This is a genomic window from Thermoclostridium stercorarium subsp. stercorarium DSM 8532 (assembly GCF_000331995.1).
Taxonomy (GTDB): domain Bacteria; phylum Bacillota; class Clostridia; order DSM-8532; family DSM-8532; genus Thermoclostridium; species Thermoclostridium stercorarium.
Genome location: NC_020134.1, coordinates 1372101 through 1392491, shown reverse-complemented (window position 1 = coordinate 1392491; position 20391 = coordinate 1372101). Strand labels below are relative to the sequence as shown.

Here is a 20391-nt window from a genome sequence, read left to right as displayed (position 1 = left end):
CCATTCCTTTTCCTCTCAGATATCTTTCATGCTTTCTATAACCCTTAATGCCCTTTCGGATATCATCCGGTTTTTAAGCCGTTTGTCCTTTATCTTTAAAGGCTTACCGTCCGAATCTGTGGGTTTTAAATCCTCAATCAGCCCGAAGTTTATATTCATCGGCTGGAAAGTGCCGACAGAAGATGTGGAAATATAATGAGCCAACGCGCCAAGAGCGGTTGATTTCGGAAAATATATCTCATCCATGCCTTTTAAAAGCCTGAACGCGTTGATTCCGGCAACCAGTCCTGAAGCGGTGGATTCCACATATCCTTCCACCCCGGTGATCTGACCTGCGAAGAAAAGATTTCTTCTTTTTTTCATTCGGTAAGACGGCAACAGCAGCCGGGGGGAATTAATAAACGTATTGCGGTGCATTACTCCGTATCTTACAAATTCAGCGTTCTCCAGCCCCGGAATCATTGAAAACACTCTCTTCTGCTCCCCCCATTTCAGGCGCGTCTGAAAGCCCACCATATTATATAGCGTTCCTTCTTTATTGTCTCTTCTGAGCTGTACCACTGCATAGGGCATTTTGCCGGTTCTCGGATCGGTAAGGCCGACCGGTTTCAAAGGCCCAAACCTAAGAGTGTCAGGGCCTCTTTCCGCCATGACTTCAATGGGCATGCAGCCCTCGAATACAAGATGTTTCTCAAAATCTTTCACCTCTGCCTTTTCAGCATTAATCAGCGCTTCATAAAATGCAGCATATTCTTCTTTCGTCATTGGGCAGTTTATATAGTCCGCCTCACCCCTGTCATACCGGGATGCGATAAAAGCCTTTTCCATATTTATGCTGTCGGCTTTTACAATCGGAGCCGCAGCATCAAAAAAAGACAGGAAACCATCGCCGGTAATTCTGGCTATCTCAGCGATTAAAGCCTCGGAAGTCAGGGGACCTGTCGCAATTATTGTTATATTTTCGTCATCGATTTTTGAACATTCCTGCTCTATAACTTCTATATTCGGATGATTTTTGATTTTCTCAGTTACACACCTTGAAAAGTCTTCCCTGTCCACAGCCAGAGCACCGCCTGCAGGCACTGCATTGCTGTCCGCACATTCCATTATCAGCGAACCCATTCTTCTCAGCTCTTCCTTCAAAAGCCCTGCAGCATTTTCCAGCTGGTTCGATTTTAACGAGTTTGAGCACACCAGCTCTGCGAAAGTGTCAAGATGATGGGCCGGGGTTTTCTTATGAGGTTTCATTTCATAAATGCGCACATACCCGCCCCGTTTTGCAATCTGCCAGGCTGCTTCACAACCCGCAAGCCCGGCACCGATAACATTTATTACCTGTTCCACGTAACAACCCGTTCCTTTCCTGAAATATCTGACTTTTTTCAGTCGTGACAAAACAGTGATTAATTATTTTAAACAAACAAGGCCGTTTAAGTAATTAAACTTTTTCCCCTGATATCTGTTTTCCAGTTGCATTTTTTCCTCTATCCGGTCAACAATTTTCCACCAGCTTGTGTCCCAGTTGCAGAACAGGCTTCTTTCACTGGGAGCACGGCCAATCAGACGCTGAATCACAATATCCGGCGAAAGATACTCAAGAAACGTTACTATCCTTTCAATATACTCATCCATTGTTACCGGCTTGATTTCACCCTTCAGGTATAAATCTCCCAGTACTGTGTTCTTCAAAATATAAAGAGAATGGCATTTTACCTGATTCACGCCTACGGCGGAGAGGATCCTGGCACTTTCCACAACGTCGTCCATATCATCCATCGGAAGATCGACTATCATATGCGCACAGGTTTCAATGCCGTATTTTTTTGACCTTATCACGCTGTCTATAAACTCGGCAAGACCATGACCACGGTTCAGGATTTTTAACGTATGGTAATTAACGGTCTGCAGCCCTATTTCCACAACGATGTCCACCCGGTATTTTTCCTTTATTTCACGCATCACTTCAAAGTATTCGTCATTTAAACAGTCGGGTCTTGTTGAAATGTAAATTGCAACCACATCTGGTCGTATTGCCTCTTCAACATAAAAACCAAAATCACTTACCGGTAGATACGTATTTGAATAGTTCTGAAAATAGGCTATATATTTTCTGGCCTTGTATCTCTTGCCTATATATTCTATATTTTTACTCAACTGTTCCTTTACCGACCGGGCAGGTTCAAGGGTCTCAAAGCCTGCCCCCTCTTCGCCGCAGAAAATACATCCTTTGCCGCCCAGTAAACCGTCCCTGTTCGGACAGGTAACCGGAATGTTCACAGGAATTTTATAAACTTTTTCATTATACTTTTTCACAAGATAGTCCGAAAATTTATAATACAGCATTTCACAACCCTTTATAATCCGGTAAAATTCATGTCCTGTCACAAATTACTCAGGCTCAGCCTTTTGTTGTTCCGGTCCATATTCGGGAACATATTTAATATATCATAAGATACGGTGGTTTAGTAACTTTTTATTTAAAGTCACCGTATTAAAAAATATAAAGCCGGTATTTGGCGCTTTCGGCTGTTAAACAAAACTAAATTGTGTTAATATTGATAAATAACATTTTAGCATAATAAACGGAGGATATATGGAATACGTAACAAAGCTTTTGATGTTGGCAGTTATAGGAGGTTTCATAGGATGGATAACAAATTATATCGCAATAAAGCTACTATTCAGGCCGTTTAAACCGGTGAAACTTTTGTTCGGCTACAAGATCCAGGGGGTAATACCTGCGCGAAAACCCGAACTTGCCGTATCAATCGGAAATGTAATAGAAAAACAGCTTTTATCGCCGGAGGAGATCATAAACAAACTGGTATCCGAAAAAGATATAAACTATCTTAAGGAAGCCATCGTAACAAATGTAATTAACATATTGAAGGACAAACTTCCGGGCTTTTTGCATGGTTTCACCGACAGGACCGTAAAAAAACACCTTGAAGACTTTATGGAAAAGGACGGCGACCGCTATATACGCGAAATGATAAACAACATTGTAAGGCATGCCGCGGAGAAAATAACCATATCCGAAATGGTTACTGAAAAAATAAATGCTTTGGATCTTGTTACGTTTGAATCCATTGTACTGAGCGTGGTAAATAAGGAACTTAAACATATCGAATATCTCGGTGGTGTTTTGGGTTTTATTATAGGCCTTATTCAGGGGACGGTTGCTCTTTTGTTTTAAGTAAAAAAATCACCTTTCTGCAAGTTAAGAAAGGTGATTTTTACGGACTGGTAAAAAAACTTAATTATTTTATGGTTTTCACTGCATTTTCCGCGAATGAATTATCCACCAGTTTGTCAAACGGCGCAAATTCAGCAAGTTCTCCTGCTTCTTTCATTACTTCCTGCAAACGGTTAAAGGCTTCTTCCTTCATAACCGGTGTTTTGTTCCATGTATCCTGTTCCTTGTACCTTCTTACAACTGTCTCAAGCAGTTCCAGATTGGTATCGGGAAATGATTCCGCTATGGCTTCGGCCACTTCCCTGTCCGAGCTTCTTTCAATCCACAGTTGAGCCTTATAAATTGCATTTGTAAATGCCTGTATAATTTCCGGATTTTTTTCAATATAGCTCTTTTTCGCGTAATAGGCCGTATACGGGATCTCGCCGCTTGCTTCACCCATAGACGCCACTATGTACCCGGTGCCTTCTTTTTCAAAGCTGGATGCTACGGGTTCAAACAGCGTAACAAAATCCCCCATTCCCGACAAGAATGCTCCGCCCATAAGTGCAAACTGAACCGAAGTATCTATTTCCACGTCTTTCCCGGGAATTATATTATGCTGTTTCAATACATACTCAAGGGTCATCAACGGTACGCCCCCTTTTCTTCCGCCTATTATCATTTTGCCTCTTACGTCATCCCATTTGAAGTCAGGCATCGGTTCTCTTGCCACAAGGAACGAACCGTCTCTTTTAGTAAGCTGAGCGAAAACCACCGCATAGTCTTCCTTTCCTTCGTTGTATACATAGATGCAGGCTTCAGGCCCGGAAAAACCGATATCTGCCTGGCCAGACAGCACGGCAGTCATAACCTTGTCCGCACCTGCACCGTTTACAAGTGTGATTTTCAGACCTTCTTCCTCAAAAAATCCCTTGTTTATCGCCACATACTGCGGTGCGTAAAATATCGAATGAGTGACTTCGTTTAACGTAATTTCCTTAACTTCTTTCGTACCACAGCCCGATAAAATCAGCATTGTGACCATTGAAAGCAAAACAAGACAACGCATAATTTTCATTACACATCACCTTCCGTGTTAATATTTTGCAGATATCCATTTACCAAGAAGCTGGACGCCGAAATACATAAGAGCTGCCAGCACTGAAAGGATTAAAACACTGGTCATAACCAGGTCAAGCTGAAAAACCTGCCCGCCGTAAACAATCAAATATCCCAGTCCTGCCCTTGAAACGAGAAATTCGCCGACAATTACTCCTACCCATGACATTCCCACGTTTACTTTCAATGCATTCATCATAACAGGGAATGACGAAGGCAAAACCACTTTTGTAAGAATCTGTTTCCTATTTGCTCCGAAACTCTGAACAAGCCTTATTTTTTCGGAATCTGTCTCAAGGAAACCGGTATATACTTCCAGGACCGTCACTATTAAAGATACGGTAACCGCCACGGTTATTATCGCAACCGGTCCGGCTCCCATCCATACGATAAAAACAGGTCCAAGCGCTATTTTGGGAAGGGCATTCAGAACCACAAGATACGGTTCCAGTACCCGCGAACATGTTTCGGAAAGCCACAACACGATAGCAATAACTATACCCAGAACCGTTCCCAGCAAAAATCCCACAACCGTTTCCCAAAGCGTGGTGAAAACATGGGAAAACAAAGTTCCTTCGTTATAAAGGCGGATAAAGGTTTTAACAATCCTGCTCGGACTGCTGAAAATAAACGGATCAAGCCAGTTAAGCCTTGTAACCGCCTCCCATGACGCAATAATAAATACCAGCAGCAAAACTCTGAGTGCCGCAATAATCCGCTTCTTTGCCCTCAGCTTACGTAAAAATTCCTTTTGCTCGGCAGATTCATGACTATACATGTACATCCAGCTCCTTCCATACCATGTTGAAATACTTCCTGAATTCAGGAGCCTCCCTTGAAGAAAGCGGCGTTCTGTTTTCCATGTCAAACTTGACATCAATCACCATTTTTATTGTTCCCGGTCTTTTTGACATAACGTAAAGACGTTCTGACATACTTATCGCTTCCGAAATATCATGGGTAACCATTATAGCCGTTTTGCCTTCTTTTTTGATAATTTTATAGATGTCGTCATTAACTGCCAGTCTTGTCTGATAATCCAGCGCAGAAAACGCTTCATCCAGTAAAAGAATATCGGGGTTCACCGCCAGTGTTCGTATTAGTGCCGCCCTTTGCCTCATTCCCCCGGAAAGCTGAGACGGATGGTGATTTCTGAAATTTATCAAGCCGTATTTTTCAAGCAAATACTCCACATGCCTAATTCTTTCAGGTGTTACCTGATTTTGAATTTCCAGCCCCAGGATCACGTTTTTATAAATGGTACGCCATTCAAACAGACTGTCCCGTTGCAGCATATAACCTATTCTGGGGTTAACCCCGGTTACTTTTTCGCCGAACACATATACTTGTCCGGATGAAGGTTTTATTAAACCAGCAATTATAGATAAAAGGGTTGACTTTCCGCAACCGCTTGGACCGACTATTCCTACAAACTCGCCCTCCGAAACTTCAAGGGAAACATTCTCCAGAGCAGATATTTCGCCGTCAACGGTATGATATCGTTTTGAAATGTTTTCAACAGCTACGGCCGCTACCAACCAAATCCCCCCATTCTGATACACTGACAGTATATGCATTATGTTTTTTCCGGGTTACTTACGTCAGACCACAACGGGCATAATAAAAGCCTTCCTGACTTCAGGAAGGCTATAAATGTCATTCAGCCTTATCATTATTTTATATCATGCCTTGGTTTCTTTCTTACCACCTCAGCCGCCCTGGTGATGGCCGAAATAACATCAACCTCAAACTGCAGCCTCAAATTATTGATCTTGGAATAGACCTCGCCCTTTTCTGTCACAAAATACTGCGGGGGTAATTCATTCAATGCTTTAGCCGCAACGTCAAGCTTACAGATATCACATTTGCACATGTCAATATCTTTTAAAACATCATCAATGAAATTGAATACAATTTCTTCCATATAATTTTTAAGTTCCATGTTATGACCCCCTTCCCAGGCAGCAGAAAGCCTGTCTGTTTTATGTTACTATATATTATAAATCAGGTCTTTCCAAATATTAAATAATTTTTTTTCATTTTCCTCATCAACCTTTATACCGGTCCACCACCGGAAAGCCTCAAAACAGTTGTAAAACATGATATCCATGCCGTTATATACCCTGCAGCCTCTTTTTTCGGCCATGTACATAAGCTTTGTCTGAGGGGGATTATATATCGTATCGAAAACAATGTGATGAGACATAAAATTAAAATGCTCTGGAAGGGGTTGAACGTCAAACTTGGGAAACATGCCAACCGAAGTTGCCTGGATTATGATATCGGCATTATAAAAGCCATGTATGGTTTCAGGAGCGTTAAAATCGGCAGCCATGGCAATGTTGCCGAATTTATCGTTCAGCAGCGCGCAAAGCTGCCGGGCTTTATGCGGGTTATGATTTGCTATTGTAATTCCCGCGCACTTTTCAAGAGCGCATGCAAAGGCTACCGCCCGCGCTATGCCTCCTGTACCGAAGATAAAAATCTTTTTTTCTCTTAACTCTTCGCTGGTTATTTTCGGAAATGCCCTTCTGAAAGCCGAAATCTCGGTATTATGACCGTGAATACTTCCGTCTTCTTCAATCCTCACAATATTGACCGCACCGCAATTATTTGCTTCATCGGAAACAGACGTCAGCCAATCATTCAGCTCGCAGCGGTGAGGCGTATCAATCAAAACACCTCTGCAGTTTGTTTTTATTAATGAGTCAAGAATTGGTTTTATTCCGTAACGCTCGGTACTGACAGGAATCATAACCGAATTGTAACCTGTGAAACTGCTTATCTGATTAAAGAATTCGGGAACAGGAGAAAAACTTATATATTTTCCTGCCAGTGCGTATATGGATGTGTTCCCGTCAACTTTAATTCTTGCCATACTATTCCTCCGGAAAAACCATTGCTAATCATGCCATGGTTTTCTTTTAAGAAAAAGTTTTTCAAAAATTCTTTTTATTCTGACTGTAGCGGGTTCATTTTTGTCCAGCGGATCAACGAGAATTGTTGTAAGCCCAATCCTATTTCCGCCCCGTATATCGGTAAACAGCTGATCTCCGATTACGGCGGTTTCTTCCGGAGCGAGGTTAAGGTCAGACATGGCTTTCAGAAATCCTCTGTTTGACGGCTTGAACGCCCGGTGTTTCGCGTACAGGCCTAATTTTTCATTAAATACCGCAACCCTTTTCTTCCTGGCATTGGACACAATTGCAGCTTTAATGCCGTTTTCCTGAAAACGCTTTATCAATTCCACTACTTTCTCGTCGGGAATTTTTTGTTTATGGGTTACAAGGGTATTGTCTATATCCAGTAAAACTCCTTTGATTCCACGCTCTTTCAGCCAATTAACGTCAAGATCGAATACTGACTTAATGTACAAATCCGGCTTTAGCCCTTTGCCCATTACCATCCTCCTTCCGGTTTATGATACCAAACTTCCCGTTCCCGCGCAACAATTTAGTTTACAGTGCATTATTTATTGTGATAAAATACTGTGAAACAGGAAAGCATAATTTAATATGGTTAAGCCTTTACGAATACATAAAAGGAGTGTGTAACATATGACTATTTCTGTTGAACGAACGAAAACGCCGAAACAGAAGCCCGGCACTGACCAACTGGTTTTCGGGAAAGTATTTTCGGATCATATGTTCATATGCGATTATTCTCCCGACAAAGGCTGGCATAACGCACGCATCGTACCCTATCAGAACCTCAGTATAGATCCCTCCACAATGACACTTCATTACGCTCAAAGCATCTTTGAAGGCTTAAAGGCTTATAAAACCAAGGACGGGCACGTAAATCTCTTCAGACCCCGCGAAAATATCAAAAGGTTAAACGCATCATGCAGGCGTCTTTGCATACCCACGGTTGACGAAGAATTTGCCCTGACGGCTATCAAAAAACTGGTCGATGTTGACAGGGACTGGATCCCCGAAGGAGACGGAACATCATTGTATATCCGCCCGTTTATCTTCGCAACCGAACCCCACATAGGCGTAAGGCCTTCAACGACGTACAGCTTTGTTATAATAACCGGTCCCGTCGGAGCTTATTACAAAGAGGGAATTAATCCGGTCAAAATCTACGTTGAGCCCAACTATGTCCGTGCGGTCAGAGGCGGCCTCGGTGAAATCAAAGCATCCGCCAACTATGCCGCAAGCCTTAAAGCTCAGGTTGAAGCCAATGAAAAAGGCTATACTCAGGTCCTTTGGCTTGACGGCGTAGAGAAAAAATACATAGAAGAAGTCGGAACAATGAACGTATTCTTTATAATCGGCGACGAGATTGTTACGCCTGAACTTAGCGGGAGCATTCTGCCGGGTATAACAAGAAAATCCTGTATTGAACTTCTCAGACACTGGGGATATAACATGAATGAACGCAGAATTTCCATTCAGGAAGTTTATGAAGCCCACGAAAAAGGTCTTCTGAAAGAAGTATTCGGAACAGGTACTGCTGCGGTTATTTCGCCTGTGGGTGAATTGTGCTGGAACGGCAATGTTATAACAATAAACAACGGAAAAACAGGGCCTATCTCCCAGCGCCTGTACGACACGCTCACCGGCATTCAGTACGGAAAACTCCCCGATGAGTTTGGCTGGATTGAAAAAGTGTAGTTAAACATATTACAAGGCAGGTCATGCGACCTGCCTTTTTAATTTGTTCAGTCAACACGTTCAGTTAACATTTACACCCTCAAAGATGGTAATGACATCGGTTTCACTGGTTTCGCCCGAAACGCTTTCGGCAAACAGCCACGCCCTGTGGGTTTTATAGATAGACAAATTCCTGATTGTATGCTCGGTTACAGTCACATCAGAACTTCCGCCTACCGTCGTGATAAGCGTGTCGCTGCTTCTGACCTTACCCAGACTTCCGTCATCATTAATAACCGGTATTCTCAGCTCACCGTACCGCGTACGTTTGGGCAAGGTTATTTTCAGCGTAACATCAACAACTTCGCCTTTTTTCACAATATTTACAACTTCAAGTCCGGGCTGCCCGAATTTTACCACTCTGGCGTTCAGTTCAGGGAAACTCTTTTCCTTTGTTACCTTGTCCAGGTCAAAGTAGCTTACCTTTGAAGAGTTGCCTTCACCTATAATATATTCACCTATTGTTCCCTTTAAGATGATACTGAAGTTTACGGGCGATGCCTTATATTTTCTGCTTGTGCTGTCATATCTGTAAACTATGTCTCCTAAATTTCCTGTTACTTTACCCGCAGCTACGTTTAACGCATCTGTTGATACCGATACAACCTGCAGACCTTCGGGGAATTCCTCCGAAAAACTGACGTTCTTTACAATAAGCTCGCTCGGGGGTACCAAACCGGGATCAATACTGAATTCTTCCGGCGTTACGGTGTAGTTTACAACAATTTCCTCGTCCATAAGAAATTCATCGCCGTTTATGGTCCTGTCAACACGGATTGGTGCCTGCAATGCTATTACTTCAATTGTTTTATTCTCGAAATTCTTTGTTTCGGTATTATTATCAATGTCCTTATACGAAATTTTTGCCGAATTGAGCGTATAATTTCCGCTTACGCTCCCCTTAAGCCTGATTGTAAACTCAATCGGGTTTGCCTCGTAAAGCCTGGAAGAGGAATTGTATGTATAATTAATGTTGCCGAGGCTGCCTTTTACTTTCTGTCCGTTAACCGTAAATCCCGCAGGAACCGAGACAATCTCTACGCCGGCAGGGAACGTTTCTTCGAATGAAACATCTTCAACACTGAAATCAGTCACTATATCCAGGTAAATTTCTTCATAAACCCTGTCAAGGGCATCGGAAGTAACAGCCCGCTTATATACGCCTCCGGCCTTTGTTGCCACTTCACTCAGCACATTTGCATTTGAACCTTCGGTAAATGCAATCATGTACGATTTTATACCGCTTTGTTTTATAAACCTTTCGGCCACATCATAGCAGTATTGTTTGTCCTCAGGCCATGCATAGCTTCCGCCGCCCCTGAAATGAGGAGCATTTCCGTCCTCAAAATAGAAATTATACGGATACGTTCTGTAAGTGCTGTGGTATGTCGGTTCACCGTCGGTCAAAAGAATAAGGTATTTTTCTATCGGATTTTCGTTAGTGCTTCTTGTGTCCGTTAATCTGTAATAGGCGCGTCTTAAACCGTCACCGATGTTGGTTCCGCCGTTAGCCTCAAGAGCGTTAACTCTGGATTTCACCGAATTGAGATTGGTTGTAAGAGATTGCACTATTCTGGCTACATCGTCATAGGTAATAAGCCCCACCTTAACTCCGCTTTTGCCACTGAGGTTGTCAAGAAATTTCAGCGCGGCTTCCTTTACAATATCCAGCCTCGATTTTTCTCTGCTTCTTGCCTGAATTGTCTGACCCGCCAGGTTAAAATTCATACTTCCGGAAGTGTCTATAACAAGATATATTTCTCTTTGAGGCTGCCTCACCGCCGTTGCCGGTATCGGATTGGGCTTTATCCGGTAAGTAACGGTGATTTCTTCATCCAAAAGTATTTTTGATCTGCTGATTTCCCTTGAAAGCTCAAGGACGGCTTTGGTATTGGGTTCAAGTGTTACCGCGCCAGCTGCAGAGCTTGTCCATAACCCCAACAACAATGTAAGCACAACAGCGAATACCATAATTTTTGAAAATACTTTTTTCTTACCTGAAAGCATTGTTATCATCTCCTTTCATTCTAATTTTTTATTTCATCTTCTTTTGGATAAAAGCCATCAGGTAACTTACACTGTTGTCAACATCGTCCTTCAGCGATTCAATAACAAATCTTTCATTTTCGCTTATTTCTTCATATACATCAACAAGTTCCCCTCTCTTCATCTCATTCAAATGCTGCTCTAACAGCGTAACTCCTTTTTCGCCGTTGATGAAGTTGGCCTTTATGAGTTTCTTAAATGTTTCAAGAAAGAGTTCGTCATTTATGTCATGAACAAGGGCAAAAATATTTTTCTCAAAATCCGGGCTGTTCAGGGATATGGTATTTTCCTTAACGAGCAGCGTCGCGCTCTTGTCCCAGAAACTTGTTATTTCTACATTCTCATTTTCGGCTGTTTTTTTGATTATATCGAATGTTTCGGCATTGTATTCGCCGACAAAAGCTTCTATTCTTTCCTGGCTCAGCTCCTCAATCTTTACCGGTCCGCGAATTCCTTCCACTTTTTCAGACTCTTCGGCCTGTTCGTCAATGATCCCTTCATTTTTGGCAAGTCTGTAAAGCAGCGCAATGGATTGTTCAATGGTGGCATTGCCCTTCGGATCTATAACATTGTTGCCGTAACCGGTGAGAATCTTGTTTTCAAAACAGTAATCAATATAGTATTTTGCCCAGTCGCTTATTTCAGATTCATCACTGTATTCATAGCTGTTTTTTACGGAAAAATCCTTTTCAGGCGAAATACGCATCAGCAAATTAACAACCAAAGAGGCTATCTCCTGCCTTGTTATATAATTATCCGGAAAGAAATTACCTTTTCCGTCGCCTTTTATAATGCCGGCATTATATGCCCTGACAATTTCCTGCTCGTATTTATGATTCAAAACATCATTAAAGGGTTTTTCATTTTCGGTATTGACCTGCTTTCCTGTTTTATCAAACACTTTCAAAGCCAGCAGAACATATTCGTATCTTTTTATATTGCTCTGGTAATTTGTCTGAAGTTCTTCCGGAACAAGGCCTTTAGCAATGGCCTCGGAAATTTCCTCTTCAGCCCAGTGGCTTGGTTGGCTCTTTGTATCGGTAGATGCCTGTGCCAATGCATTTACATTAACTGTTGCAAAAAACACCATGCCCGCTATTGCTGACACAATGATTTTCTTAAACCTGGACACGCTTAATCACCTCTTTTTAATTTGAAACATTATAATACTCATTCAGTCTGAATTTCTCAATATAAACCGAATTTTCGGCCTTTGCAAGAGACACGATATAGTCGTAACGATATGTAAAATATTCGTCGGTTATGCCGTTTGTCCTTTGAACAGTGGCATCGAAATTCACGTAGTAAAGTTTTATTTTATCCGAATAAGCAGGATGCGGAGTAACGGTAAAGTTTTTGATTTCCACAATTCTCTCCATGTTGTTTCTGAGCGGGAAAGAGTTTAGCGGATAATTTTCGCCGTAATTATCGTTTAATTCTATTAATTTGACTCCTTCTTCGTCAGTTGTAACACCAAGAACGTTCAGGAACTCGGATACCTGTTTTGTTCCCTGCTTCCATCTGTAAGACAGCAAATTCATTCTTTCCCGGTCAAGTTCGGTAAACCTTGAAAAAAACTTTGTAACAACTGCTTTTTCGGTTTCGTAGATTTCTCCGTCGGAAGGATTCCTGTAGCTGCCGTCATCATTTTTGGTCAGGTCGAGATAGGAAAGCCTTGTAATATTGTCATTATTAAATACAAACAGCCTGTTTTTCATGCCCGGCTTTATGTTTGATTCTGTGGCTCTGAGGATGCTGAAACCAACGTCGCTTTTCGTCAGTTCAACGTCGTACCTTATTTCCACTCTCATTAGATCAATATTTTCCGGCCCAATATCTCTCATTTTCGTATAAGTATTGTCTTCATTCTTCCGGTAGCTCGACGAAAACACGTCATCGGGTATTGCCTTCGCCTTGCAGTAAACCTTTGTAAAGTAGAGATAATTGTCGCCGTTTTTGGAAACAAACTCGGACACTATATTAGGAGTATCCTCTCCGTTTCCGGACTTCAGAATTTCCACATTATACCCTATAATTGTCATTCCGTTTACACTAACATATCTTGGAAGATGAATTCCTACCTCCGGATTACCATCCCCCTCTTTTATGGTTTTGTCGGCAATATAACCCCGAATATTGTCGGGAATTATGCCCGTTCTTGAATACTCATTGTAGCTGTCCACAGATGTATCGGCATATAAAGCGGTAAAATATTCGGAAATAACTTTCTTCGCCTTTAAGTCGTCATCAGCGGATATTGTTGCCGTAGCCGGCTTTTCTCCCACTCCTCCTTCATTCACGGTAACAGAAGCGGGTTGCATAACACCGCAACTTGTCCCGAATATTAAAACAGAAGCAATCAATAAGACAATACCTAATTTTTTCATATATCTCACCTCAGAGTATTCCTCTTAGAATATCCGAAAATTTTATTCCGTCAACTTCTTCGGTAAATCTGTCAAACAATTCTTCCCTTCCCGGGAAAATTACATTTCCTGAATTTAATACAACAGCCGCATAATCCCAGTTTCTGAAATTTTCAACGTTTGTATTGCCTACAATTCTCGGAAGCCTTGGATTTCCGTAACTGTCAAACTCCGCGGCAGACCCCCCGACTTTATTTCGGGGATCGTAGCCCCTGCCCGCGGCGATAATCGCCCCGTTCAGCGTGGCACCGTTTTCAACCGTAACCTTGCCCATTGTAAAAATTATTCCGTTTACCGTATCCCTGCTTATAATCAATTCCTTTTCAGGATTCAGATTTATAATTAAATAGTATTTTGAAGTATCTGAATAATTATCTTCGATGTATTGAACCAGATCCACTGGTTCGTTGTTGCCACCTTCAAATTTGATTACGGATTCCCACCGGTTTGCGTCAATTTCATCAAGTGCATCCCTAATTCTCAGAAATTCGGTTGTAGCACCCAAATTCCACGGCTCATGCATGCCGGGAGTAAATTTATAGCTTACTTCACTGTCCTGCGAAGCCGGGTAGTCCTTCCTTGCGAATACTTGTACTTGGCCTTTCAGATAACTCATAAGTATTTCCAGCCCTTTGGGCATTCCGGAAAACATATCGCTGTATTCATCCCAGTCATAATGTATAAACCTGTTAAGCAATCCGGGCTCAAGCCCTTCCACGGTGTCACCTATTCTGCATACCACAGATGCAGGTATCTCGATATCATTGCCCGCAAAATAAATCCTGTTATTTGCAGCAATGGCCTTGTGGCATAAGCCGGTGATTTTCGAAGGAACGTGAATATTGTTCGACCACGGCGTTACTCTGCTGCGTATTTCCTGTATCCAGTTCGTCCACGTCTCCCAATTAGCAGTCAGGTTTCTGTTCTGAGTCCAGCCGACATCTCCGAGTATAACCGAAAAACCGTTTCCGCCGTTTTTCTTTAAATCTTCGATATACTCCGCGGTATTGTCAAACCCTCCTGAAAGATATACAGGTCTGTTGCCTCTCCACGCCAAAGCCACATCTTCCAGCTGATACATTGTTCTGCCTCTTTCCACTTCCATCACGAAAGTCGAACCATTGACAAACGCATAGCCGTTAATGACAATCCTGGAGCGGATAAAATCATTGTTAAAACCTCCGGAATACATCGGAGCTATATTCAATACCGCGCTGGACGTGTCGTGGAAATACCCGTCTCCGTAACTTAACCCGAAATAATTACCGTTAATCGCTATATACGAATTTGCTCCGTTCATTTCTATATCGTCGAAGGTATACGCATCCCGTATAATTACTATACTGTCATCATATCCGAAAGCCTGGATTCCCTCTGCAACCACATCGTAATCCACAACAATGGCGCACTGCTGGCCCGCCGTTTCGTCAAACGTCCCTACGCGAAGCAGATTGTTTGTAAAGGCACTTCCTTTCTGAATGTGAAGAATTGCATTTTCTACCGCGCATATACCGCCCATGTAATACTGTTCCATCCGGTTAGGCTTATCAAGTCCGGTTCCAAAAACATACACATCACCGTTTATTGTTGAGACGCCGTCGCCTTTTGCCACAAGATCTCCCAAAGTATACACCGCACCGTTCAAAACAAACGGCTTATAAAGCCAAACTTCATATTCCTTAACCGCAACTACCTTTCTCCCGTAAGACCTGAACATTCCGTTTTCCATCTGGGCTTCAGCCGTAATCTCCAGCGGGAATTTCAGCTTATTGCCAATACGTTCAAATTCACCGCCATACCATGAATAAGACACTTTTACGCTCGCTTCATTCATCGAGGGATCCGCATATACAGGGATACTGTAACTGTTTATGACTTCACTGTCTCCTGCGTTTAACCTTTCAATTATGTCGTTTATAAACTGCTCCTCGCCCGTAAAAACAATTCCCCTTTTGGCGGCGAAATCCTCACTCGGCAGGTACTGATCAAGGTTGGAAATGGTTCTTTCCAGTGCTGACTCCGCAGCAATATATGCCATCTGGTTATGTTCTTCGCTTCTGACTATATTAAACAGCCGAACGGTGGAATAGGCTACGGCACCTCCGACAAGCATAACCACAAGCATTACCATTAAAACTGTGGGAATTGTGTTTCCCGTTTTGTTTTTTAAAATCCCCCTCATTTTTTCCATCTTTTTCAAGGCCTGTACACCTCAAACATAAATTCGAATTTGTCTGACTCATTGATAACAGGCTTTAAAGCCACCTTATATCGGTATACGTTTATACCCGCAGTACCCATATATTCCAAATCAAAAACATATTCCGGGTACTCATTGCCGGCCAGATCCTTTACTGGCAAGTATTCAAATTTGCCTGCTCCAGCGCGATTTAAATTCAGCGCTTTTTTGTTGGTGCCGGTAATTTCGGCGTCGTTCCGTACAGAATATGCGACATTCTCCTTAATGACCCTGATTACCGCATACCTTTTCAGCTGTTCTTCAGAATATTTTGATATTTTCGACATTGAGAAGAACAGCGAATAGATAACAACCGACAAAATTGCAACAATGGCTATCGAAACAACGGCTTCAATCAGTGTAAAGCCGTCTTTACAAATCCGGAAACAGGCGTATTTCGGCAGATTCCTACTCAGTCTCTTACCATTCATATCAGATATACACTTTCTCCTTATCGCTTTTTCTTTCTATGATATTTCCGTCCCTATCCATTATTCTGACCCTGTCACCCGTCTGTTCGCGTTTTATTATTAAGTTTCTTCCGGAATCGTTTCTGATGTAGACATTGACCCATATGTTTTCATTTTCCTTAACATCGTTTGCTATGTTGGATTGAATGAAAAAGGTATAATCCCTGTTTTCATTTTCAGGCAGACTGCCGGTTAATTTTTCGTTATAGCCGTTGGCATCAGCATATTCTATAGTATACTGGCTCTTTCCCAGTATAAGCGTTACGTCCACAGGCACGCCCACATGGTAACGTATTCTTTCACTTCTGTTGAATTGGGAATAGGTTTCAAAATTGTACCCTGCAAACAGGTACCCTCTGTGAAAAATTTTGAAATCGGCATTCATCAACGTGATTTCTGATGAACTGCCTGCGTTCCGGATACCGGTGTTTTCAAAAGCCTGCGTGTTTCTGGAGGGAAATGCTATATCAACCTTGTCCGTATCTTCTATGAAAACCGGCAAATCATTATTCTCAATAAATCTTTCAAACGCGGCTCTGGTAAACCTGGCAAGGTTATCGGCAGCATCTTTGTCAATGGAATAAAAGTATATGCTTACATTTACATCAAATAACTGTTCATTTGAGCTTGTAAGTCCGAACTCAGATGCGGTTTCGTCGCCGGCTGGGGTGATGTTAAGACTGTTTACGCTAACTTTTCTGCTTCCGCCCTCAACAAACTTCAAAAGCTCATTAATCCCTTCTTCAGTCAATATCGTCTTAAAACTTACCGGGAAAGCGTAGTATGTGGCATTTTCTTCGGTCAGTTCAATCGGACTGCCCAAGGATATGCCTTTCAGCCTTGTCCCGATTAGAAGCGCCAGATTTTCTACGAATTTAACACTGTCGGCAAAACCTGCATTGTCCATAAGATATTCGCCGAGCCGCTCATCTATTATTTCATTTTCTTTAATCTGTTTTTTAAATGTTTCAATGTTACTGTAATCCCTTTCAAGGGCGTCAAGCTGAGTCTGTACCGTTTGTATCCTGTTTTTTGCCTCTTTTATTTTCTGCATTGAAGACAATAACACAAACTTGACGAATACAAATATGTATACCAGAACGGCAAGAATAATCAGCATTGCTTTCTCTTTCTTAGTCAGGGTCATCAGTTTGCACCTCCCTGACTTTTAAGCGTATAGTTAAGTGTGAACTCTACATCGCTCTGGCTCTCTTCTATTGAAAGACTGTAGTTAACCGTATCAAAAATTTTAAGTCTTCCCAGATTAGCCATATAATCCACCGCTATAAAACTGCTTTCGGCAATGCCTTTTATTGTGACAGACTTTCCGTTGTAATTGACCGAGTTCAGAAAACACCCGGAAGGCAGCGCATTTTGAACGGTTAAAAGTATCTGTGAAGCTGGCACGTTTTGGGTCTCAATAGCGTTTATAATCGCCTTTTTGCTGCTTACCTTGCCTGTTATTGAAGCAAGCTGCGCCTTTACAGCGCGCACTTCATTGTATTTTTCATCACTAAGTTTTTTTTCAAGCGCCGCGGCCCTGCCTTCGAGTATCCGGACATAAATACCCGGCGTAAGCAAAACGGCAATCCCGATGGCAATAACCAGAGCCATTACCATTACTTTTGCCATGGGGATACTTTTTTTCTCTTTTTTTAATCCTTCCTCAAACGGAGTCTCTTCCACCAGAAAATTTATATCCTTCATTAAAATTCCTCCCTCAATGAAGCTTTGTCATGGGTAAGCATTCATTGCTTTAATCAATGCATAGCCCCGTTTGTACGCACTCATTAAAGCAATGACTAATTCACATTTTTATAAAACAGGCTGTATTGGGAAACAACGGGTTTTTTCAGGTTAAACCTGAATCTGCCTTCATTCGTGGACTCCGGCATTAATATCACGGTAAGGTTTTTTTCGGTTAAGTTATAAACAAATTTGCTTTCATCAGTGAGACCTTCAACCACAACAGTGGAATCAAAATAAAGTTTCCCACCGTCAAACTTCCACTTTCTTAACTCACCGTTAATCGTCAGACTGATAGTTTTGTACTCATTGCCTGCAATACAATCTTCAAAGGATATCTTCTCGGCGCCTTCTATATCGCGGTTAAGCCGTGAAAAGGCGTCCTGGACCGTAAACTGCTGTCTTCCGAACCTGGAATACGCCGCAGTTGAATTTGTGCTGAAAACCATAAGCTCGGTCAGTATCGCGGATATCATAACAACAAGCAGAAGCGCCAGTAAAAGCTCTGGAAATGTAAAACCTTTATTGTTTTTAATGTTAATCCCCTCCGGAATATTTTTTGTGCACTCCCATCCAAAAGATGGGAGTGCAATAATTAAATCTTTTACGGTTCTTCTTTTTCAGTCAGTTTTTATTGTAACTCCTGGCTTTTCCTCTTCCTCTTCCGTTCCTCCTTTAACAGCCTCAACAGTAACTACTTGCGTTTTTACATCGACATTTATTTTCCAACCCACTTTGTCAGGTGCTTGTGGCTTCATATCTTTAGAACCGTCCAAAAAGGGCCCATATTCGCCTGGTATATCAGTACCATCAATCTTCTCCGCGTCTACAGTACTTAGATCTCCTTCAAACGCAGCATTGCTTGGTTTTGTAAATGTTACTCCATTCTTTTCATCAATTTTAATTATACAAGACAATTTCTGTATAAGATCATCGGGATTTTCTTTGTCCACGTCCAGACAGCTCAGATCAGTGTCATTAGTAAGATTCATGTACGTTAAAATTGCCCTCTTGATATTTTCCGCGGTCTCGGCGTCTGCTCTTGTCTTGCTGGAATTAAGCACTCCTCCGAAGAGCATAATCGCCGTGGCTGCGATAACAGCCATGATGAGTATTGCCACAAGCAGCTCAACGAGCGAAAAACCTTTGTTTTGTTTTAGCAGTTTTTTCATCATTCTCAAACCTCCTAAAATTTTTTTATTTTAAGCATAAAAATGCTTAATAGGCCTCACGCTTTTAAATAAATTCCTGTTTTAATCAGGATAAAGGCAGTTTTTATAATCAGTAGGTGCTCAAATTCTGGTAAACGCTGAGCATCGGATACAATACGCTGAACAGTATAAATGCAACTATTCCGCCCAAAACTATCATTATTAACGGTTCAAGGAATGTCATAAGCCTCTGCAGCTTTTCTTCGGTCTGATCCTCATAAAAGTCAGCCGCTTTCTGAAGTGTTTCATCCAGATTTCCCGCCTCTTCGCCCGTTTTTATCATTGACAGCACCAGCGGCGGAAAATACTGCATTTCAGTGATTGACTGCGTCAACGTTCTTCCCTGTTTTAGGGTTTCAATGGCTTTCTCCATTCTTTCCTGAATTAATGAATTGCTGATTATCCTTTTTGTAATCTGAAGGGATTCAATAAGCAGCACGCCGCTCGAAAGCAACGTGGACAATGCCCTGCTGAACCTTGCGGTAAGTATCGTCTGAATTACATCCTTAACAATCGGGAGCTTAAGGGTTACTTTATCCAGAATTCTCTTTCCACGGTCTGTTTTAGACATGGTTTTTATTCCATAAATAAGCAATGCTGTTCCAAATAGAATAATATACCAGTATGAGCTACAAAAATAGCTTATGTTCAGCAATGTCTGGGTTAATGCCGGAAGATCCACATCCATTCCCCGTAATGCCTCGCCAAAGGTGGGAATCACCTTTAAAACCAAAACCGCCACCACAATAACCGCAACGGTCAACACTATTATAGGATACGTCATTGCACCTTTCAGTTTCTGTTGATGTTTATGTTCCTTTTCAAAATGTTCGGCCATTTTCACAAACACTTTGTCCAGCTGTCCGCTGACCTCTCCGGCTTCAACCATGCTTAACAGTATTGGCGGAAAGATATCTGGAAAGCTGCGCATGACATTTGACAGCGAAATACCCTTCTGTATGTTATTGTAGACATCGTTAAGGCATTCCCTGAGTGTCGGGTTTTCGGTCTGATATCTAAGAACGTCCAGCGCACCGGCAATGGATATGCCTGCTTCAAGCATAATCGCAAACTGGCGGCAGAACTGAGCAAGGTCCGCTATTTTAACCTTCTTTCTGAAAATTTTAAGCTGCGTTACGTCGTTGACAAAATTTTTTTCAGTAATTTCCAGGGGCTTATACCCATGCTTGTTGAAAAGGTCAAGCAACACTTCCTTGCTCTCAACCTTTGTTTCACCTGTGAAAATTTCCCCTTCGCTGTTTTTTACCTTATAAGTATATACCGGCATATAAACCTCC

At 42.0% G+C, this 20391-nt stretch carries 20 protein-coding genes; 2 read left to right on the top strand and 18 right to left on the bottom strand.

Annotation, left to right across the window (positions count from 1 at the left end):
• Positions 1 to 15: 15 nt before the first annotated feature.
• Complete coding sequence (gene trmFO / locus CST_RS06060; protein WP_015358959.1) at positions 16 to 1344, bottom strand: methylenetetrahydrofolate--tRNA-(uracil(54)-C(5))-methyltransferase (FADH(2)-oxidizing) TrmFO; 1329 nt, start codon at positions 1342 to 1344, stop codon at positions 16 to 18.
• Between the two features lie 63 nt (positions 1345 to 1407).
• Positions 1408 to 2343 (bottom strand): tRNA modification radical SAM protein MnmL/YtqA, encoded by a 936-nt coding sequence (mnmL, locus tag CST_RS06055; protein ID WP_015358958.1) that lies wholly within the window; start codon positions 2341 to 2343, stop codon positions 1408 to 1410.
• A gap of 250 nt (positions 2344 to 2593) precedes the next feature.
• On the opposite strand from mnmL, the gene CST_RS06050 reads away from it, so the two are divergent.
• Positions 2594 to 3196, top strand: a complete 603-nt coding sequence (locus tag CST_RS06050; RefSeq protein WP_015358957.1) for a DUF445 domain-containing protein — start codon at positions 2594 to 2596, stop codon at positions 3194 to 3196.
• A gap of 64 nt (positions 3197 to 3260) precedes the next feature.
• Here CST_RS06050 and CST_RS06045 read toward each other — a convergent pair whose 3' ends face one another.
• The 6 genes from CST_RS06045 to CST_RS06020 all read right to left on the bottom strand — a co-directional run bounded on the left by CST_RS06045 (position 3261) and on the right by CST_RS06020 (position 7697).
• Positions 3261 to 4256, bottom strand: a complete 996-nt coding sequence (locus tag CST_RS06045) for an ABC transporter substrate-binding protein (RefSeq protein WP_015358956.1) — start codon at positions 4254 to 4256, stop codon at positions 3261 to 3263.
• Between the two features lie 18 nt (positions 4257 to 4274).
• A complete protein-coding gene (locus tag CST_RS06040; RefSeq protein WP_015484982.1) occupies positions 4275 to 5075 on the bottom strand; it encodes an ABC transporter permease in 801 nt (266 codons plus the stop codon).
• Complete coding sequence (locus tag CST_RS06035) at positions 5068 to 5835, bottom strand: ABC transporter ATP-binding protein (RefSeq protein WP_015358954.1); 768 nt, start codon at positions 5833 to 5835, stop codon at positions 5068 to 5070. Before CST_RS06035 ends, CST_RS06040 begins: the two co-directional genes overlap by 8 nt.
• 134 nt (positions 5836 to 5969) lie before the next feature.
• Positions 5970 to 6239 (bottom strand): late competence development ComFB family protein, encoded by a 270-nt coding sequence (locus CST_RS06030; protein ID WP_015358953.1) that lies wholly within the window; start codon positions 6237 to 6239, stop codon positions 5970 to 5972.
• 48 nt (positions 6240 to 6287) lie between these two features.
• Entirely contained in the window at positions 6288 to 7175 is an 888-nt protein-coding gene (locus tag CST_RS06025; RefSeq protein WP_015358952.1) for a shikimate dehydrogenase family protein, read from the bottom strand.
• Positions 7176 to 7199: 24 nt separating this feature from the next.
• Entirely contained in the window at positions 7200 to 7697 is a 498-nt protein-coding gene (locus CST_RS06020) for a YqeG family HAD IIIA-type phosphatase (RefSeq protein ID WP_015358951.1), read from the bottom strand.
• Positions 7698 to 7854: 157 nt separating this feature from the next.
• On the opposite strand from CST_RS06020, the gene CST_RS06015 reads away from it, so the two are divergent.
• On the top strand, positions 7855 to 8916 hold the full coding sequence (locus CST_RS06015; RefSeq protein ID WP_015358950.1) for a branched-chain amino acid aminotransferase: 1062 nt from the start codon (positions 7855 to 7857) through the stop codon (positions 8914 to 8916).
• Positions 8917 to 8976: 60 nt separating this feature from the next.
• Here the strand turns inward: CST_RS06015 and CST_RS06010 are convergent, their stop codons facing one another.
• From CST_RS06010 to CST_RS05965, 10 genes are all read right to left on the bottom strand, one after another.
• Positions 8977 to 10962, bottom strand: a complete 1986-nt coding sequence (locus CST_RS06010) for a vWA domain-containing protein (RefSeq protein ID WP_015358949.1) — start codon at positions 10960 to 10962, stop codon at positions 8977 to 8979.
• A gap of 28 nt (positions 10963 to 10990) precedes the next feature.
• Entirely contained in the window at positions 10991 to 12133 is a 1143-nt protein-coding gene (locus CST_RS06005; RefSeq protein WP_015358948.1) for an S-layer homology domain-containing protein, read from the bottom strand.
• A gap of 16 nt (positions 12134 to 12149) precedes the next feature.
• Positions 12150 to 13388, bottom strand: a complete 1239-nt coding sequence (locus CST_RS06000; RefSeq protein ID WP_015358947.1) for a hypothetical protein — start codon at positions 13386 to 13388, stop codon at positions 12150 to 12152.
• 10 nt (positions 13389 to 13398) lie between these two features.
• Entirely contained in the window at positions 13399 to 15618 is a 2220-nt protein-coding gene (locus CST_RS05995) for a hypothetical protein (RefSeq protein ID WP_242823605.1), read from the bottom strand.
• A 5-nt stretch (positions 15619 to 15623) separates the two neighbouring features.
• Entirely contained in the window at positions 15624 to 16097 is a 474-nt protein-coding gene (locus CST_RS05990) for a PulJ/GspJ family protein (RefSeq protein ID WP_015358945.1), read from the bottom strand.
• 1 nt (position 16098) lies between these two features.
• Positions 16099 to 17283, bottom strand: coding sequence for a type IV pilus inner membrane component PilO (locus CST_RS05985; RefSeq protein WP_015358944.1), 1185 nt, complete (start codon positions 17281 to 17283; stop codon positions 16099 to 16101).
• Entirely contained in the window at positions 17283 to 17843 is a 561-nt protein-coding gene (locus tag CST_RS05980; protein WP_015358943.1) for a PilN domain-containing protein, read from the bottom strand. Before CST_RS05980 ends, CST_RS05985 begins: the two co-directional genes overlap by 1 nt.
• A gap of 95 nt (positions 17844 to 17938) precedes the next feature.
• Positions 17939 to 18358: a hypothetical protein gene (locus tag CST_RS05975; protein WP_015358942.1), complete on the bottom strand. Its 420-nt coding sequence runs from the start codon at positions 18356 to 18358 to the stop codon at positions 17939 to 17941.
• 144 nt (positions 18359 to 18502) lie between these two features.
• On the bottom strand, positions 18503 to 19057 hold the full coding sequence (locus CST_RS05970; RefSeq protein WP_015358941.1) for a type II secretion system protein: 555 nt from the start codon (positions 19055 to 19057) through the stop codon (positions 18503 to 18505).
• Between the two features lie 106 nt (positions 19058 to 19163).
• On the bottom strand, positions 19164 to 20381 hold the full coding sequence (locus CST_RS05965; protein ID WP_015358940.1) for a type II secretion system F family protein: 1218 nt from the start codon (positions 20379 to 20381) through the stop codon (positions 19164 to 19166).
• Between the last annotated feature and the right edge of the window lie 10 nt (positions 20382 to 20391).

Coding starts and splice junctions, on each gene's coding strand:
- CST_RS05985 (WP_015358944.1), bottom strand. CDS start 17,283: ATGACCCTGACTAAGAAAGAGAAAGCAATGCTGATTATTCTTGCCGTT.
- CST_RS06010 (WP_015358949.1), bottom strand. CDS start 10,962: ATGCTTTCAGGTAAGAAAAAAGTATTTTCAAAAATTATGGTATTCGCT.
- CST_RS06020 (WP_015358951.1), bottom strand. CDS start 7,697: ATGGGCAAAGGGCTAAAGCCGGATTTGTACATTAAGTCAGTATTCGAT.
- CST_RS06015 (WP_015358950.1), top strand. CDS start 7,855: ATGACTATTTCTGTTGAACGAACGAAAACGCCGAAACAGAAGCCCGGC.
- CST_RS06040 (WP_015484982.1), bottom strand. CDS start 5,075: ATGTATAGTCATGAATCTGCCGAGCAAAAGGAATTTTTACGTAAGCTG.
- CST_RS05995 (WP_242823605.1), bottom strand. CDS start 15,618: ATGGAAAAAATGAGGGGGATTTTAAAAAACAAAACGGGAAACACAATT.
- CST_RS06025 (WP_015358952.1), bottom strand. CDS start 7,175: ATGGCAAGAATTAAAGTTGACGGGAACACATCCATATACGCACTGGCA.
- CST_RS05975 (WP_015358942.1), bottom strand. CDS start 18,358: ATGATATCCGCGATACTGACCGAGCTTATGGTTTTCAGCACAAATTCA.
- CST_RS05980 (WP_015358943.1), bottom strand. CDS start 17,843: ATGAAGGATATAAATTTTCTGGTGGAAGAGACTCCGTTTGAGGAAGGA.
- CST_RS05970 (WP_015358941.1), bottom strand. CDS start 19,057: ATGATGAAAAAACTGCTAAAACAAAACAAAGGTTTTTCGCTCGTTGAG.
- CST_RS06000 (WP_015358947.1), bottom strand. CDS start 13,388: ATGAAAAAATTAGGTATTGTCTTATTGATTGCTTCTGTTTTAATATTC.
- mnmL (WP_015358958.1), bottom strand. CDS start 2,343: ATGCTGTATTATAAATTTTCGGACTATCTTGTGAAAAAGTATAATGAA.
- CST_RS05965 (WP_015358940.1), bottom strand. CDS start 20,381: ATGCCGGTATATACTTATAAGGTAAAAAACAGCGAAGGGGAAATTTTC.
- CST_RS05990 (WP_015358945.1), bottom strand. CDS start 16,097: ATGAATGGTAAGAGACTGAGTAGGAATCTGCCGAAATACGCCTGTTTC.
- CST_RS06050 (WP_015358957.1), top strand. CDS start 2,594: ATGGAATACGTAACAAAGCTTTTGATGTTGGCAGTTATAGGAGGTTTC.
- CST_RS06045 (WP_015358956.1), bottom strand. CDS start 4,256: ATGAAAATTATGCGTTGTCTTGTTTTGCTTTCAATGGTCACAATGCTG.
- CST_RS06030 (WP_015358953.1), bottom strand. CDS start 6,239: ATGGAACTTAAAAATTATATGGAAGAAATTGTATTCAATTTCATTGAT.